Raw genomic sequence first — 16,029 nt, 5'->3', positions numbered from 1 at the left:
GTCCTTCACTCGCCTACGGGGCTACCTCCCCTCGGGCGGAGAGGGCGTCGCCCCGACGCAGCGCAGGAGAATCGCTCGCGCGGCCACCGATGGGTGCCGTAGAGAGGGGGCAGATGCGTGGAACTCCTGCGCTGTGTCTGGGATGCCGCGCGCGGAGTACCCCCCCCCGCAACGACGACGCCCGCACGACTCAGCGAGTCGCGCGGGCGTCGGACAGCCGAAGGGTCAGCCGCGGCGAAGCAGGCCGATGCGGTCGTACACGTCGGTGAGGGTCTTCTCGGCGACGGATGCCGCCTTGCCGGCGTTCACGGCCAGCACGCGGTCGAGTTCGGCGGGGTCGTCGAGCAGCTCCGTGGCCCGCGCGCGCACCGGCTCGAACTCGTTCACGACGACCTCGGCGAGGCCCTTCTTGAAGTCGCCGTACCCGCGGCCCGCGTACTCGTCTTCGATCGAGGTGATCTCGCGGCCGGTGAGGGCCGAGTAGATGACGAGCAGGTTCGACACGCCCGGCTTGGTCTCACGGTCGAAGCGCACCGACCCCTCGGAGTCGGTCATGGCGCGCATGATCTTCTTCGCGCTGACCTTGGGGTCGTCGAGCAGCCACAGCACGCCCGCGTCGGACTCGGCCGACTTCGACATCTTGGCCGTGGGGTTCTGCAGGTCGTAGATGCGGGCGGTCTCGCGCTGGATCACGGGCTTCGGCACCGTGAAGGTCTCACCGAAGCGCTGGTTGAAGCGCTCGGCCAAGTCGCGCGTGAGCTCGATGTGCTGCTTCTGGTCGTCGCCGACGGGCACGACGTCGGTCTGGTACAGCAGGATATCGGCGGCCATCAGCACCGGGTAGGTGAAAAGACCGACGTTGGTGGCATCCGTGCCGTAGCGGGCCGACTTGTCCTTGAACTGGGTCATGCGCCCGGCCTCGCCGAAGCCCGTGAGGGTCGACAGCACCCACTGCAGCTCGGCGTGCGCGGGCACGTGCGACTGCACGTACAGCGTGGAGCGCGAGGGCTCGATGCCGGCGGCGATGTACTGGGCGGCGGTGCGGCGGGTCTTCTCGCGACGCTCGGCGGGGTCGCCGGGCTGCGTCAGGGCATGCAGGTCGACGACCGAGAAGAAGGCGTCGTACTGGTCCTGGAGGTCGCGCCACTGCAGGAGGGCCCCGATGTAGTTGCCGATCTGAAGGCTGTCGGCGGAGGGCTGCATTCCGGAGTAGAGGCGCTCGGTGGTCACCGTACGATCCTAGGCCGCGTGCGCGGGGCCGACCTTCCGTCGGGGAAGGGTCCGGATGCCGATGCTCGGCCCCCGGCGACGACCACGGTGCTCCGTGCTCGGCATCAGGCGACCGGATGCCGAGGTCGGGAGGTCCCGCGCGCGACGCGCACCGTGGCCCACGGCGGGACCCGCTCCGGGCCGACGACGGATGCGACGCCCGTGGTCAGCGCCCGAGCGTGTAGTCGACGATCACGGGGGAGTGATCGCTCCACCGGGTGTCGTACGACGGGGCGCGGTCGACCCGATAGGAGGTGACGCGCTCGGCCAGGGCGGGCGTGGCGACGTGGTAGTCGATGCGCCAGCCGCTGTCGGTGTCGAACGCCTTTCCGCGCATCGACCAGAACGTGTACGGCCCCTCGATCTCGCCCATGGCGCGGCGGCCCACGTCGATCCAGCCGAGGCCGGTGCCGGTCGACCCGTCGACGCCCTCGATCTGCTCGCCCGCGGGGCCGAAGAAGCGGTCGAAGTAGGCACGCTCGCGCGGGAGGAAGCCGGCGTTCTTGCGGTTGCCGCGCCAGTTCTTGATGTCGAGCTCGCGGTGGCCGACGTTCAGGTCGCCGGTGACGAGGGCCAGCTCGCTCGAGGCGGCGAGCTCGGCGAGGCGGCGTTCCATCGCGTCGAGGAACAGCCACTTCGCGTCTTGCTTGGGGGTGTCGACCTCGCCGCTGTGCACGTAGGCGCTGACGATGGTGACGGTCTCGCCGTCGATGTCGAAGTCGGTCTCGATCCACCGGCCCGACGCATCGAGCGGCTCGGGGCCGAGGTGCGTGCGGGTCTCGACGCCGGGCAGACGGCTGATGATGGCGACTCCCGCGCGCCCCTTCGCGAGGGCTTCGTCGTTGACGATCTCCCACCCGGGGAGGGCCTCGGCGAGCTGGTCGGCGGTCGCCCGCACCTCTTGCAGGGTGACGATGTCGGCGCCGGAGGCGTCGAGCCACTCGACCATGCCCTTGCGGACGGCGGCACGGATGCCATTGACGTTGACGGAGACGATACGCACGGAACGAGCCACCCCACGAGCCTATCGACGACCTCCGACATCGAGCCCGTGCGGGCGGGACGGGGCTGCGCGCCCGGCCGCCGGCATCCGGAACCGAACCCGCTCAGTCGGGCAGCAGCGACGTCCGCCGCGGAGCGGGAACGTCGGCCTCGGCGCGTGCGAGGTTCTTCTCGGCGGCGATCACCCGACGCTTCGCACGCCAGCGCAACGGCCATCGCGACATCGCGAACGCCTTCTCGGCCTCGCGCAGACCCACCTGGGCGGCGATGACGAGGGCGGCCTGCTCCATCGCCCGGCGGTCTTCGGGGGAGCGCAGCGGCACGTCGCGATCGCCCGCGGCCACCGCGATCCACGCCGCCGACACGAGGATCACGATGCCGATGAAGCGGAACCACAACAGGAATCCGATGAGCACCGTGAAGGTCGCCAGCAGCGGGTTCGAGGGGGTGTAGACGAAGAGGAAACCGGCGGCCACCTGCAGCACGACGATGCCGGCCGCACCCACGATGGCGCCGGGCCACGCGCGCCGCCACGACAGCGTCGTGCCCGTCAAGAAGCGGAACAGCGAGGCGAGGGCGACGGTGTTGATGCCGAACGCCACCACGAGCGAGACCAGCCGCGCCCCGATCGACCAGCCGAGGGTCTCGCGATCCCACCCGATGAGCCCGAACACGAGGTCGACGGCGCCGGTGGTCACCGAGCCCAGCAGAGCGCCGACGAGCAGCGAGATGCCGAACAGCACCGAGGCCACGAAGTCGCGGGCCTTGAGCATCACGTAATTGCGCAGGTCGAAGGGGAGTCCGAACGTGTCGCGCACGGCGCGACGGGTGAAGGTGACGAAGCCGATCGCCGTCCACACGACCACCACCACGGCCACGATGCCGGTGACGGTGAGCAGGCGCCCGCTCTCCTGCGCTACGGCCTCGACCTGGTCGCGGTCGACGAGTCCGTTCTCGCTGATCAGCCCGGGGATGTAGCTGTTGACGATCCGGATGAGCCCGGTGATCGCGCTCGTGCTGCCGCCGAGCCAGATGCCCACGCCCGCGAACGCGAGGTACAGCGCCGAGAAGACGGCGAACAGTCCCTGGTAGCTCATGCCCGCGGCGAGAAGGAAGCCGTTGTGCTGCAGGAAGTGCCGCCAGACCCGGATCGGGAACCACTGCGCGATGCGCTGCGCCCGCGCGAGGGGCTGGTCGAGTCGCCCGCGCACCGCCGACTGGGCCTCCGCGAGGCGCTCCCGCAGCGAGGTGTCCTCGGCGCGCACCGCGGGCAGCGGACGCGGGTCGGGGGCGGTCTCGGTCACCTGGAAAGCCTAGATGAACGGATGCCGGGGGCTCGCGTCGCGCCGGGTCACGGCATCCGGACCCTCCCTCTCACCGGAGGAAAGTCACCCGGAAACGCCGAACGGCGGGGCGCCCCCTTCGACAAGCTCAGGGACCGCGCACCCGCCGTTCGAGAGGCTGAGGTCAGCGACCGCCGCGGAGGACGGCCTGCTTGACCTCGGCGATGGCCTTGGTGACCTCGATGCCACGCGGGCACGCCTCGGTGCAGTTGAAGGTGGTGCGGCAGCGCCACACGCCCTCTTTGTCGTTGAGGATGTCGAGGCGCACATCGCCCGCGTCGTCGCGCGAGTCGAAGATGAAGCGGTGCGCGTTGACGATCGCGGCGGGACCGAAGTACTGACCGTCGGTCCAGAACACGGGGCACGACGAGGTGCACGCGGCGCACAGGATGCACTTGGTGGTGTCGTCGAAGACCTCGCGGTCGACGATCGACTGCACGCGCTCCTTGCCGGGCTCGGGCTTCGAGTTCGAGATGAGGAAGGGCTGCACCTCGCGGTAGGAGGCGAAGAACGGCTCCATGTCGACGATGAGGTCCTTCTCAAGCGGCAGGCCCTTGATCGCCTCGACGTAGATCGGCTGCGAGATGTCGAGATCCTTGATCAGCGTCTTGCAGGCGAGGCGGTTGCGGCCGTTGATGCGCATGGCATCCGATCCGCAGATGCCGTGCGCGCACGAGCGGCGGAACGACAGCGAACCGTCGACCTCCCACTTGATCTTGTGCAGGGCGTCGAGCACGCGGTCGGTGGAGAACAACTCCACGTCGTAGTCGACCCAGCGCGGCTCGTCGTCGACCTCGGGGTCGAAGCGACGGATGTTGAAGGTGACGAGGAACGACTGGATCCCGGTGTCTTCGGGGGTCTCCACGACCTCGTCGGAGGTGTCTACGGTCTCGACGACGGTGGATGCCATCTCAGTACTTCCTCTCCAGCGGCGGGTAGCGGAGCTCCCCGGCCTCGTTCTTGGTGAACACCACGGGCTTCCAGCCGAGTTCGATGTGATCGGCCGGGTGCGACGAGTGGGGGTCGCCCGACAGGTACGCCATGGTGTGCTGCATGTAGTTCTCGTCGTCGCGCGTGGGGAAGTCGTCGCGCATGTGACCGCCGCGGCTCTCCTCGCGGTTCTGCGCCGAGTAGACGACGACCTCGGCGAGGTCGAGCAGGAAGCCCAGCTCGACGGCCTCGAGCAGGTCGGTGTTGAAGCGCTTGCCCTTGTCGTCGACGTGGATGTTCTTGTAGCGCTCGCGCAGGTCGGCGATCACGTCCATGACGTGGGCCAGCGACTCGTGCGTGCGGAACACCTGCGCGCCCTTGTCCATCTCGTCCTGCAGCGTCTTGCGCAGCACTGCGATGCGCTCGGTTCCGCTGTTGTTGCGCAGGTCCTCGATGAGCCCGCGCACCTCGGCAGCGGGGTCTTCGGGAAGGTCGACGAAGTCGGCGGTCTTGACGTACTCGACGGCGTTGCGGCCGGCGCGCTTGCCGAAGACGTTGATGTCGAGCAGCGAGTTGGTGCCGAGACGGTTCGAGCCGTGCACCGAGACGCACGCGCACTCACCGGCCGCGTACAGGCCCGGAACGACGGTGTCGTTGTCGGCGAGCACCTCGGCCTTGATGTTGGTGGGGATGCCGCCCATCGCGTAGTGCGCGGTCGGCATGACGGGCACCGGCTCGACCACCGGGTCGACGCCCAGGTAGGTGCGGGCGAACTCGGTGATGTCGGGGAGCTTGGTCTCGAGCACCTCGGCGCCCAGGTGCGTGCAGTCCAGCAGCACGTAGTCGCGGTGGGGGCCGGCGCCGCGGCCCTCGGCCACTTCCTGCACCATGCAGCGGGCGACGATGTCGCGGGGCGCGAGGTCTTTGATGGTGGGGGCGTAGCGCTCCATGAAGCGCTCACCGCTCGCGTTGCGCAGGATCGCGCCCTCACCACGCGCACCCTCGGTGAGCAGGATGCCGAGGCCGGCGAGGCCGGTCGGGTGGAACTGGAAGAACTCCATGTCCTCCAGCGGCAGGCCCTTGCGCCACACGATGCCGACGCCGTCACCCGTGAGGGTGTGGGCGTTGGAGGTGGTCTTGAAGATCTTGCCGAAGCCACCGGTCGCGAAGATGACGGCCTTCGACTGGAACACGTGCAGCTCGCCCGTGGCGAGGTCGTAGGCCACGACACCGGCGACCTGGGTCTTGCCCGCGGCGTCCTTCACGGTGATGAGGTCGAGCACGTAGAACTCGTTGAAGAAGTTGATGCCGAGCTTGACGCAGTTCTGGAACAGCGTCTGCAGGATCATGTGACCGGTGCGGTCGGCGGCGTAGCAGGCGCGGCGCACGGGCGTCTTGCCGTGGTCGGCGGTGTGCCCGCCGAACCGGCGCTGGTCGATCTTGCCCTCGGGCGTGCGGTTGAACGGCAGGCCCATGTTCTCGAGATCGATGACGGCGTCGATGGCCTCTTTGGCGAGGATCTCCGCGGCATCCTGGTCGACGAGGTAGTCACCGCCCTTGATGGTGTCGAAGGTGTGCCACTCCCAGGAGTCCTCTTCGACGTTGGCCAGCGCCGCGGCCATGCCGCCCTGCGCCGCACCGGTGTGCGAACGCGTGGGGTAGAGCTTCGAGATGACGGCGGTCTTCGCACCGGGGCCGGCCTCGATGGCCGCGCGCATTCCCGCGCCGCCGGCGCCGACGATGACGACGTCGAACTGGTGGTAGTGGACGCCGTCTTTGACGATCGAGTCCGAACTGGTCTGAGTGCTCACGTGTGCAATGCCTCTGCTGTCAGGGGGAAGACGTCGGTGGAGAGGGGATGCCGTCGGCTCACGCCGCGCGGCACACGTCCCACAGGCTGCTGGACTCGGTCACACCGATGCAGGGGTCGAACGTGAAGACCACGAGCGTGCCGAGGAGGATGAGGAATCCGGCCGAGACCCACAGGGAGCCGACGAGGATCTTGCGGACGGTCGCGTTGCCGACGTAGTCGTTGACGATCGTGCGCATGCCGTTGGCGCCGTGGATGAGGGCGAGCCAGAGCATGAGCACGTCCCACCACTGCCAGAACGGCGAGGCGAGCTTGCCCGCGACGAACGCGAAGTCGATCTGGTGGATGCCCTCGCCCGTCATCAGGTTGACGAAAAGGTGGCCGAAGATCAGGACGATCAGCAGCACGCCGGAGGCGCGCATGTAGATCCAGCCCCACTTCTCGAGGTTGGAGCCCTTCTTTCGCACGCTGGGCGTGCGGGGGGCGGGGATCGTGGCGGCTTCTTGGGCGACGGACATCAGTGGCTCCCGGTGACGGCGCTGAAGACGTTGATCAGGTGGCGCGGGGTGAACCCGAGCATCGTGACGACCCACAGGCCGAGCACGCCCCACCACAGCTGGCGCTGGTGGCGCGTGGCCCAGGGCCAGAAGTCCACGAGGATGATGCGCAGGCCGTTGAACGCGTGGTACGCGATCGCGCCGACCAGGGCCACCTCGCCGAGACCCATGATCGGGTTCTTGTAGGTGCCGATGACGGCGTCGTAGGCCTCGGGGGAGACGCGGATGAGCGCCGTGTCGAGGATGTGCACCAGGAGGAAGAAGAAGATGGCGACGCCGGTGATGCGGTGAAGCACCCACGACCACATTCCCTCGCGGCCCCGGTACAGAGTCCCGCGGGGCCTCTTCGAGGTGGTCTCTTTCACCGACGGCGTGGCACGTGCTGGTGCTGACACGGTCGTCCTCCCTGATCGAACACGGTGTGGGGCCTCGCACGGGCCCCGAGCGTCACACGGGCGCTCTTGAATACTACGGCCGGGCTATGAACGGCGGGGATTAGGGGCGCCTAAGACTCTCTCGATATCGAGATATCCCGGATGCCGTTCACCCGGCCTTCCGCCCGCCTCGCGCGCGGGCGGGACGGGTCGCGAACGCTAGTGTCTGTGCCATGGCAAACCCTGCGATCGACGATTTCTACGCCGTGATCCCCGCCGGAGGGATCGGCAGCCGGTTGTGGCCCCTGTCCCGGGCCGACGCACCCAAGTTCCTCCACGACCTCACCGGGTCGGGGCAGACCCTCCTGCGCGACACGTGGGACCGGCTCGCCCCGCTGTCGGGCGACGACCGCATCGCCGTCGTCACCGGGCGCGCGCACCGCGCCGCGGTCGAACGCGAGCTGCCGGGCGTGCCCGACCACAACGTCTTCCTCGAGTCGGAACCGCGCGACTCCTCCGCCGCCATCGGCCTGGCCGCCGCGATCCTCGTGCGCCGCGAGCCCGACGTGATCATCGGCTCGTTCGCCGCCGACCACGTCATCCGTCAGACGCGCCAGTTCGAGTTCGCGGTGCACCAGGCCGTGGCCGTGGCCCGCGAGGGGTACATCTGCACGATCGGCATCCAGCCGGCGGAGCCCTCGGTCGGCTTCGGCTACATCAAGCAGGCGGCCGAACTGATCGTCGAGGGCGCCCCCGAGGCCTACATCGTCGAGCGCTTCGTCGAGAAGCCCGACCTCGAGACGGCGAAGGAGTACTTCGCCGACCGCGCCTACCTCTGGAACGCGGGCATGTTCATCACGCGTGCCGACGTGCTGCTGGCCGAGCTGGCCGTCAACGAGCCCGAGCTGCACGCCGGCCTGCTCGAACTCGCCGAGGCCTGGGACGACCGCGAGCGCCGCGGCCCCGCGGTCGACCGCATCTGGCCGGGTCTGAAGAAGATCGCCATCGACTACTCGGTCGCCGAGCCCGCAGCCGAGAAGGGGCGTCTCGCCGTCATCCCCGGGCACTTCGACTGGGACGACGTGGGCGACTTCGCTAGCCTCTCCAAGCTCAACTCCTCGGGCGGCCGCAACGAGCTGGCCATCCTCGGTGAAGACGCGCGGGTGCTCTCCGACGCCTCCAGCGGCATCGTGGTCTCGCAGACCAAGCGCGTCATCAGCCTCATCGGCGTCCGCGACATCGTCGTCGTCGACACCCCCGACGCGCTCCTGGTCACGACCAGCGAGAACGCCCAGCGCGTGAAGGGCGTGGTCGACGCGCTCAAGCTGACCGGTCGCGGCGACGTGCTCTGAGACCGGATGCCACATCACGTGGCATCCGGTGCCTTCGGACGGAGGGCGTGTGGCGGTCTCATGACGCGACATTGCGTCTTTGTAACCATTGGCTCGCACGGCGGCTCCCCGGTCACGAGCACCGCGACACAGTAGGTAACGTGACGGGATCGTCCCCCGAACCCGTTGGGGGCATCCGTCTTGGAGGACCATTCGTGAAGACCACGAAGAAGGCCGTCGTCAGCGGCCTCGCCATGATCGGCGCCGCGGCGCTGCTCGCCGGTTGCGGCGCCGCACCCGAGAGCAACGGCGCATCCGGTGGTGCCGCTGCCGGCGCCAGCGACTACCTGCCCTGCATGGTGTCCGACTCGGGTGGATTCGACGACAAGTCGTTCAACCAGCTCGGCAAGGAGGGCCTCGACGCCGCCGCGTCGGAGCTCGGCTCGAAGAAGCCCATCGAGGTGCAGTCGCAGTCCGAGACCGACTTCGCGTCGAACCTGCAGAACCTGGTCGACCAGGGCTGCAACACCATCATCACCGTCGGCTTCCTGCTGGCCCCCGCAGCCCTCGAGTCGGCCACGGCCAACCCCGACCTGCAGTACGTCTCGATCGACGACACCGTCGACCAGGACTTCGACGGCAAGACCGACGCCCCCAACATCAAGCCGATCATCTTCGACACCGCCCAGGCGGCGTACCTCGCCGGCTACCTGGCCGCGGGCACCTCGAAGACCGGTGTCGTGGGCACCTTCGGTGGCATGAACATCCCGACCGTGACCATCTTCATGGACGGCTTCGCGCAGGGCGTCGAGAAGTACAACGCCGACAACGGCGCCAACGTCCGCGTGGTCGGCTGGGACCGTACCGCCAAGGACGGCTCGTTCACCGGTGGCTTCGAAGCTAACGACACCGCCCGTCAGACCGCTCAGGCCCTGATCGACCAGAACGTCGACGTGCTGCTGCCCGTCGGTGGCCCGATCTACCAGTCGGCCGCCGTCGCCATTCAGGACGCCGGTCGCGAGATCGCGCTCGTCGGCGTGGACGCCGACGTGTTCGAGACCGACCCCTCGATCGGCAGCCTGCTGCTCACCTCGATCCTCAAGGGCATCGACGTGGGTACGAAGGACGCCATCGTCGCCGCGGGTGAAGGCAACTTCGACGTCACGCCGTTCGTCGGCACGCTCGAGAACGACGGTGTGGGCATCGCCCCGTACCACGACTGGTCCGACCGTGTGTCGTCCGACCTCACCTCGAAGGTCGACGCGCTGAAGGCCGACATCATCAGCGGCAAGATCAAGGTCGAGTCGTACCTGGCCGGCTGAGTCCGCTCGCTGTGCGGGGGAGGTCGGCGCACGCCGGCCTCCCCCTCCCTTGTGAGGCGGCGGTTTCTCCGCCTCGCGCCCGGATCGGGACCGCTCACGAGGCGGGTCCCGGCCGCCGGACGCCTCCCGCGTCCGGCGCCACAGAACTTAGGATCGGGAACATGAAGCTCGAACTCCGCGGGATCACGAAAACCTTCGGGTCCCTGGTGGCGAATGATCACATCGACCTCACCGTCGAGGCCGGAGAGATCCACTGCCTGCTCGGTGAGAACGGTGCCGGCAAATCCACCCTCATGAACGTCCTGTACGGCCTCTACCAGGCCGACGGGGGAGAGATCCTGCTCGACGACGCCGTCCAGCACTTCTCCGGCCCCGGCGATGCGATGCGCTCGGGCATCGGCATGGTGCACCAGCACTTCATGCTCATCCCCGTCTTCACCGTCGCCGAGAACGTGATGCTCGGTCACGAGCCCACCAAGGTCGGTGGGCGTCTCGACCTCGCAGCCGCGCGGGCCAAGGTCAAGGAGATCTCCGACCGGTTCGGGTTCGCCGTCGACCCCGACGCCCTCGTCGACGACCTGCCCGTCGGGGTGCAGCAGCGCGTCGAGATCATCAAGGCGCTCTCGCGCGACGCGAAGGTGCTCGTCTTCGACGAGCCCACCGCCGTGCTGACGCCCCAGGAGACCGACGAGTTGATGGCGATCATGCGTCAGCTCAAGGAGTCGGGCACCTCGATCGTCTTCATCACCCACAAGCTCCGCGAGGTGCGCGAGGTCGCCGACCGCATCACGGTCATCCGCCTCGGCAAGGTCGTCGGCGAGGCCGAGCCCACGGCGTCGAACGCCGAGCTGGCCTCGCTCATGGTCGGTCGCGCGGTGGAGCTCACCGTGCAGAAAGAGGCGCCGACCCTCGGCGACGTCGCCCTGCAGGTGTCGAACCTCACGGTGGTCGACCCCATCGGCCAGCTCGTCGTCAACGACGTCAGCTTCGAGGTGCGCCGCGGCGAGGTGCTCGCGATCGCCGGCGTTCAGGGCAACGGTCAGACCGAGCTCACCGAGGCCCTGTTGGGGCTCCAGGAACGCGTCGAGGGCTCGATCGTGCTCGACGGTTCCGAGCTGAACGGGCGCAGCGTGCGCGCCGTGCTCGAGGCCGGCGTCGGGTTCGTCCCCGAGGACCGCAAGGAAGACGGCCTGGTGGGGGAGTTCTCGATCGCCGAGAACCTCATGCTCGACCGCGCCGACGGGGCGCCGTTCGTCAAGGGCGGCGCGATCCAGCGGTCGAACCTCGCCGACTTCGCCCGAGAGAAGGTCTCGGAGTTCGACGTGCGCACCCCCTCGATCGAGACCCCGGTCGGGCGTCTGTCGGGCGGCAACCAGCAGAAGGTCGTGCTGGCGCGCGAGCTCAGCCGCGAACTGCGGTTGTTCGTGGCCGCGCAGCCCACCCGCGGCGTCGACGTCGGATCGATCGAATTCATCCACAAGCGCGTCATCGAGACGCGCGACGCCGGTGTTCCCGTCATCGTCGTCTCCACCGAACTCGACGAGGTCACCGCCCTCGCCGACCGCATCATGGTCATGTACCGCGGTCGCGTCGTGGGCATCGTCCCCGGCGACACCTCGCGCGACGTGCTGGGCCTCATGATGGCCGGCGAAGCGCCCCAGAACGAAGGAGTCGCCGCGTGAGCGATTCGTACAGCCCGCACGATCCGACCGCCTCGCGGGCCGATCGCGCGGCCGAGGTCGCCCAGGCCGCCCAGGCCGACGTCGCCCTCGAAGGCTCGACGGCCGTGGATCCCGCAGCGGGCGCCCGCAAGGTCGCCCCCGAACCCGCCACCGACGAGAACCGCTGGCGCCGTGCCTTCCGCGAGATCGCCACCGGCAACGCCATCATCTCGGTGCTGGCCGTGATCCTCGCGCTGATCGTCGGCGCGATCATGATCGCCGCCACCGACGAGAACGTGCAGGCGACGTCGGCCTACTTCTTCGCTCGTCCCGGCGACATGCTCTCGGCGATCTGGACGTCGGTGTCGGGCGCGTACTCGTCGTTCTTCCAGGGCGCGATCTACAACTTCCGTCGCCCCGAGTTCGCCACCGGCATCCGTCCGCTGACCGAGACCCTCACCTTCGCCACGCCGCTGATCGCGGCCGGCCTCGGTGTCGCCCTCGCGTTCCGCGTCGGCATGTTCAACATCGGTGGCCGTGGCCAGATGCTCGTGGCGGCAGCCGCCGGCGGCTGGGTCGCGTTCGCGTTCGACCTGCCGTGGGGCGTCCACATGCTCGTCGCCCTCGTGGTCGGCGTCGCGGCCGGTGCCATCTGGTCGGGGATCGCGGGTGTGCTCAAGGCCCGCACCGGTGCGCACGAGGTGATCGTCACGATCATGCTCAACTACGTCGCGTTCTACATCGTGTACTACCTGCTGCGCACCCCCGGCCTTCTGCAGGCTCCGGGGTCGAACAACCCCACCACCCCGGCGATGAAGGACACGGCGGTCTTCCCCGACCTGCTCGGCTCGGGCTACAACCTGCACTTCGGCTTCATCCTGTCGCTCGTGGCCGTCGCCGTCGTGTGGTGGATCCTCGAGCGCTCCTCGCTCGGCTTCCGCTTCCGCGCGGTGGGTCTGAACCCCAACGCCGCGCGAGTGGCCGGCATCAACGTCAAGTCGATGTACGTCTACGCGATGCTCATCTCGGGCGCTCTCGTGGGCCTCGCCGGCGTCGACCAGGTGCTCGGCACCGTCACCACCGGCTTCTCCAGCGGCATCGACGCGGGCATCGGCTTCGATGCCATCACGGTGGCCCTGCTCGGTCGATCCACCCCGGTCGGCGTGCTCGTCGCCGGCATCCTGTTCGGTGCGTTCAAGGCCGGCGGGTTCGCCATGCAGGCCGCCAACGGCGTTCCGGTCGACATCGTCCTCGTCGTGCAGTCCCTCATCGTGCTCTTCATCGCGGCCCCGCCGCTGGTGCGCGCGATCTTCCGTCTGCCGGCCCCCGGAGCGCGCCCGTCGAAGGCACGCGCCGCCAAGAAGAAGGAGGCGGCCCGGTGAGCACCACCGCCGCACAGCCCGAGGCCGCCACGCCCGACGCACTCGACACCGCCGTCGTCGTCGGCTGGAAGGCCCCCATCGTCTACGGCGTGATCACGCTGCTGGCGCTCGTGCTCTTCGTCATCGCCCGTCAGGACGGCGACGCGGTGTTCCGCATCTCCAGCCCCGGCGAGTTCCTGCAGCTGCCCGAGGTCGTGCTCGGCGGTGTCGTCACCGGCATCGTGTGCACGATCCTGCTCGCGGCCGTCACCGTGGTGAGCGTGCTCATGGTGCGCGCCCACCGCCGCCCGCCGATCTGGCTCGCCGTCATCTTCGCGCTGGTGTTCATGACCGGCTTCCTCACCTGGGCCGCCGCCGGAGCAACCACCTCGGTCATCCCGCTGACGGGTCTGCTCGCCGGTGGCCTGAGCCTCTCGGTCCCGCTGATCTTCGGCGCCATGGCCGGTGTGCTCAGCGAGCGGGTCGGCGTGGTCAACATCGCGATCGAGGGTCAGCTGCTCGCCGGCGCATTCACCTCGGCGGTCGTCGCCACCGCGACGGGCAACCCCTTCATCGGTCTGCTGGCCGCGGGCGTCTCGGGCGTGCTGGTGTCGTTCGTGCTGGCGGCCTTCGCCATCAAGTACTTCGTCGACCAGGTGATCGTCGGTGTCGTGCTCAACGTGCTCGTGGTCGGACTGACGAGCTTCCTGTTCTCGCAGGTGCTCGCCCCCAACGCCGAGACGCTGAACTCGCCCCCGCGCTTCCCGCGTCTGCCGATCCCGCTGTTGGCCGACATCCCGATCCTCGGGCCGATGCTGTTCAACCAGACGATCATCGTCTACCTGATGTACGTCACGGTCGCCCTGGTCTACGTGGGTCTGTTCCACACCCGCTGGGGCCTGCGCCTCCGCGCGGTCGGCGAGCACCCGCAGGCCGCTGACACGGTCGGCATCAACATCGCCAAGACGCGCTTCTGGAACGTCGCCCTCGGTGGCGCCATCGCCGGTCTGGGCGGGGCGTTCTTCACGCTCGGCTCCGTCGGCGCGTTCAACAAGGAGATGACGGCCGGTGCCGGCTACATCGCCCTCGCGGCGGTCATCTTCGGCCAGTGGGACCCGATCCGCGCGACGCTGGCGGCACTGCTGTTCGGCTTCGCCTCGAACCTGCAGAACACCCTCGGCGTCATCGGTTCGCCGGTGCCAAGCGAGTTCATGCTCATGCTGCCGTACGTGGTGACGATCTTCGCCGTCGCCGGTCTGGTCGGAAAGGTCCGCGGACCCGCGGCCGCCGGCAAACCGTACGTCAAGGGCTGACCGGCCCGACCACCCTTCCCTTCACGAGAGGACCCACCACTCCACGATGACCGACATCGACTGGGACGAACTCCGTTCCGCCGCCACGGATGCCATGCACCGCGCGTACGCGCCCTATTCCCGCTTCAAGGTGGGCGCCGCGGCGCTCGTGGCCGACGGCCGGATCGTCTCCGGATGCAACGTCGAGAACGCCTCGTACGGCGTGACGTTGTGCGCCGAGTGCGGACTCGTGTCCGACCTGCACATGAGCGGGGGCGGCCAGCTGGTCGCCTTCGTGTGCGTCGACGGCGAGGGTCGCACGCTCATGCCGTGCGGCCGCTGCCGCCAGCTGCTGTTCGAGCACGCGATCCCGGGCATGCTGCTCGAGACCGTCAGCGGCATCCGGACCATCGACGAGGTGCTGCCCGACGCCTTCGGCCCGCGCGACCTCGAGGAGGCGGCTCGATGACCGCCGAGCAGTTCGATGCCGTCGACATCATCCGGGCGCAGCGCGACGGCAAGGCGATCTCCGAGGGCGAGATCCGTTGGCTCGTCGACGCGTACACGCGCGGCTACGTCATGGACGCGCAGATGGCGGCGTTCACGATGGCGGTCCTGCTGAACGGCCTCGGCCGCGACCAGATCCGCGTGCTGACCGACGCGATGATCGCCTCGGGCGAGCGCATGGACTTCTCGTCGCTCGGCAAGACCACGGTCGACAAGCACTCCACCGGAGGCGTGGGCGACAAGATCACGCTGCCGTTGGCTCCGCTGGTGGCCGCGTTCGGCGTCGCCGTGCCGCAGCTCTCGGGTCGCGGCCTCGGCCACACCGGGGGCACGCTCGACAAGCTCGAGTCGATCCCCGGCTGGCGCGCGGCGCTGTCGAACGACGAGATCATGGCGCAGCTGCGCGACGTGGGTGCTGTCATCTGCGCCGCCGGCACCGGTCTCGCCCCCGCCGACAAGAAGCTGTACGCCCTGCGCGACGTCACCGGAACAGTCGAGGCGATCCCGCTGATCGCCTCGAGCATCATGTCGAAGAAGATCGCCGAGGGCACCGACTCGCTCGTGCTCGACGTGAAGTTCGGCTCGGGCGCCTTCATGCAGGACATCGACCGCGCGCGCGAGCTCGCCGAGACCATGGTCGCCCTCGGCACCGACTCGGGCGTGAACACGACGGCGCTGCTCACCGACATGAACGTGCCGCTGGGGCTTGCGATCGGCAACGCCAACGAGGTGCGCGAATCGGTCGAGGTGCTCGCCGGCGGCGGACCCGCCGACGTGGTCGAGCTGACCGTCGCCCTCGCGCGCGAGATGCTGACCCTCGCCGGCAAGCCCGACGCCGACGTCGAAGCCGCTCTGTCGGACGGCCGCGCGATGGACGTGTGGAAGCGCATGATCCGTGCGCAGGACGGCGATCCGGATGCCGCTCTGCCCACGCCCCGCGAGACGCACACGGTGGTCGCCGACCGCTCCGGCGTCGTCACTCGCGTCGACGCCCTGCCCTTCGGTATCGGTGCGTGGCGCCTGGGTGCCGGCCGCGCCCGCGCGGAAGACGCCGTGGTGCACGCCGCGGGCATCGACCTGCACGTGACGGTGGGTCAGTCCATCAGCGCCGGTCAGCCGTTGTTCACCCTCTCGGCCGACGATGAGACGCGCTTCACGCGCGCACTCGACGCGGTCGAGGGAGCGTGGGAGATCGGCGACACCGCCCCCTCCGCGCGGTCGCTCGTGCGCGAACGCATCACCGCGTGATGGCATCCGGAAAGAGGAGCAC

The 16,029-nt window shown here is 68.9% G+C and carries 13 protein-coding genes and 1 pseudogene; 7 read left to right on the top strand and 7 right to left on the bottom strand.

Going from position 1 to position 16,029, the window contains the following annotated elements:
• Positions 1 to 225 precede the first annotated feature (225 nt).
• From trpS to sdhC, 7 genes are all read right to left on the bottom strand, one after another.
• Positions 226 to 1,230, bottom strand: a complete 1,005-nt coding sequence (trpS, locus tag ABXS86_RS06555; RefSeq protein WP_154096067.1) for a tryptophan--tRNA ligase — start codon at positions 1,228 to 1,230, stop codon at positions 226 to 228.
• Positions 1,231 to 1,435: 205 nt separating this feature from the next.
• Positions 1,436 to 2,284 carry an exodeoxyribonuclease III gene (locus ABXS86_RS06550; protein ID WP_353665998.1) on the bottom strand — a complete coding sequence of 283 codons (849 nt, stop codon included), beginning with the start codon at positions 2,282 to 2,284 and terminating at the stop codon, positions 1,436 to 1,438.
• Between the two features lie 91 nt (positions 2,285 to 2,375).
• Entirely contained in the window at positions 2,376 to 3,575 is a 1,200-nt protein-coding gene (locus ABXS86_RS06545; RefSeq protein WP_353665997.1) for a YihY/virulence factor BrkB family protein, read from the bottom strand.
• Between the two features lie 163 nt (positions 3,576 to 3,738).
• Positions 3,739 to 4,524, bottom strand: a complete 786-nt coding sequence (locus tag ABXS86_RS06540; RefSeq protein WP_251504629.1) for a succinate dehydrogenase iron-sulfur subunit — start codon at positions 4,522 to 4,524, stop codon at positions 3,739 to 3,741.
• Position 4,525: 1 nt separating this feature from the next.
• Positions 4,526 to 6,355, bottom strand: a complete 1,830-nt coding sequence (sdhA, locus tag ABXS86_RS06535; RefSeq protein WP_353665996.1) for a succinate dehydrogenase flavoprotein subunit — start codon at positions 6,353 to 6,355, stop codon at positions 4,526 to 4,528.
• Positions 6,356 to 6,413: 58 nt separating this feature from the next.
• Complete coding sequence (locus tag ABXS86_RS06530; protein WP_144829026.1) at positions 6,414 to 6,872, bottom strand: succinate dehydrogenase hydrophobic membrane anchor subunit; 459 nt, start codon at positions 6,870 to 6,872, stop codon at positions 6,414 to 6,416.
• Positions 6,872 to 7,306 carry a succinate dehydrogenase, cytochrome b556 subunit gene (gene sdhC, locus ABXS86_RS06525; protein WP_013583715.1) on the bottom strand — a complete coding sequence of 145 codons (435 nt, stop codon included), beginning with the start codon at positions 7,304 to 7,306 and terminating at the stop codon, positions 6,872 to 6,874. The genes ABXS86_RS06530 and sdhC overlap by 1 nt, the downstream gene beginning before the upstream one ends.
• 212 nt (positions 7,307 to 7,518) lie before the next feature.
• Here sdhC and ABXS86_RS06520 point away from each other — a divergent pair, with 212 nt between their 5' ends.
• From ABXS86_RS06520 to ABXS86_RS06490, 7 genes and pseudogenes are all read left to right on the top strand, one after another.
• Complete coding sequence (locus ABXS86_RS06520; RefSeq protein ID WP_154096064.1) at positions 7,519 to 8,637, top strand: mannose-1-phosphate guanylyltransferase; 1,119 nt, start codon at positions 7,519 to 7,521, stop codon at positions 8,635 to 8,637.
• A gap of 194 nt (positions 8,638 to 8,831) precedes the next feature.
• Positions 8,832 to 9,938, top strand: coding sequence for a BMP family protein (locus ABXS86_RS06515; protein WP_307209609.1), 1,107 nt, complete (start codon positions 8,832 to 8,834; stop codon positions 9,936 to 9,938).
• Positions 9,939 to 10,099: 161 nt separating this feature from the next.
• Positions 10,100 to 11,620 (top strand): ABC transporter ATP-binding protein, encoded by a 1,521-nt coding sequence (locus ABXS86_RS06510; RefSeq protein WP_353665995.1) that lies wholly within the window; start codon positions 10,100 to 10,102, stop codon positions 11,618 to 11,620.
• Positions 11,617 to 12,981, top strand: a complete 1,365-nt coding sequence (locus ABXS86_RS06505; RefSeq protein WP_353665994.1) for an ABC transporter permease — start codon at positions 11,617 to 11,619, stop codon at positions 12,979 to 12,981. Before ABXS86_RS06510 ends, ABXS86_RS06505 begins: the two co-directional genes overlap by 4 nt.
• Positions 12,978 to 14,273 carry an ABC transporter permease gene (locus tag ABXS86_RS06500; protein ID WP_144829018.1) on the top strand — a complete coding sequence of 432 codons (1,296 nt, stop codon included), beginning with the start codon at positions 12,978 to 12,980 and terminating at the stop codon, positions 14,271 to 14,273. Before ABXS86_RS06505 ends, ABXS86_RS06500 begins: the two co-directional genes overlap by 4 nt.
• Positions 14,274 to 14,316: 43 nt before the next feature.
• Positions 14,317 to 14,721 (top strand): annotated as a pseudogene (locus ABXS86_RS06495) (cytidine deaminase); the annotation flags it as partial.
• Positions 14,718 to 16,007 carry a thymidine phosphorylase gene (locus ABXS86_RS06490; RefSeq protein ID WP_353665993.1) on the top strand — a complete coding sequence of 430 codons (1,290 nt, stop codon included), beginning with the start codon at positions 14,718 to 14,720 and terminating at the stop codon, positions 16,005 to 16,007. The pseudogene ABXS86_RS06495 and the gene ABXS86_RS06490, both read left to right, overlap by 4 nt.
• Positions 16,008 to 16,029 lie beyond the last annotated feature (22 nt).

It is taken from the genome of Microbacterium sp. che218, from assembly GCF_040436305.1.
Classification (GTDB): domain Bacteria; phylum Actinomycetota; class Actinomycetes; order Actinomycetales; family Microbacteriaceae; genus Microbacterium; species Microbacterium algihabitans.
Note: the sequence above shows the minus strand (reverse complement) of the source record. Positions and strands in the feature narration are given on the sequence as shown.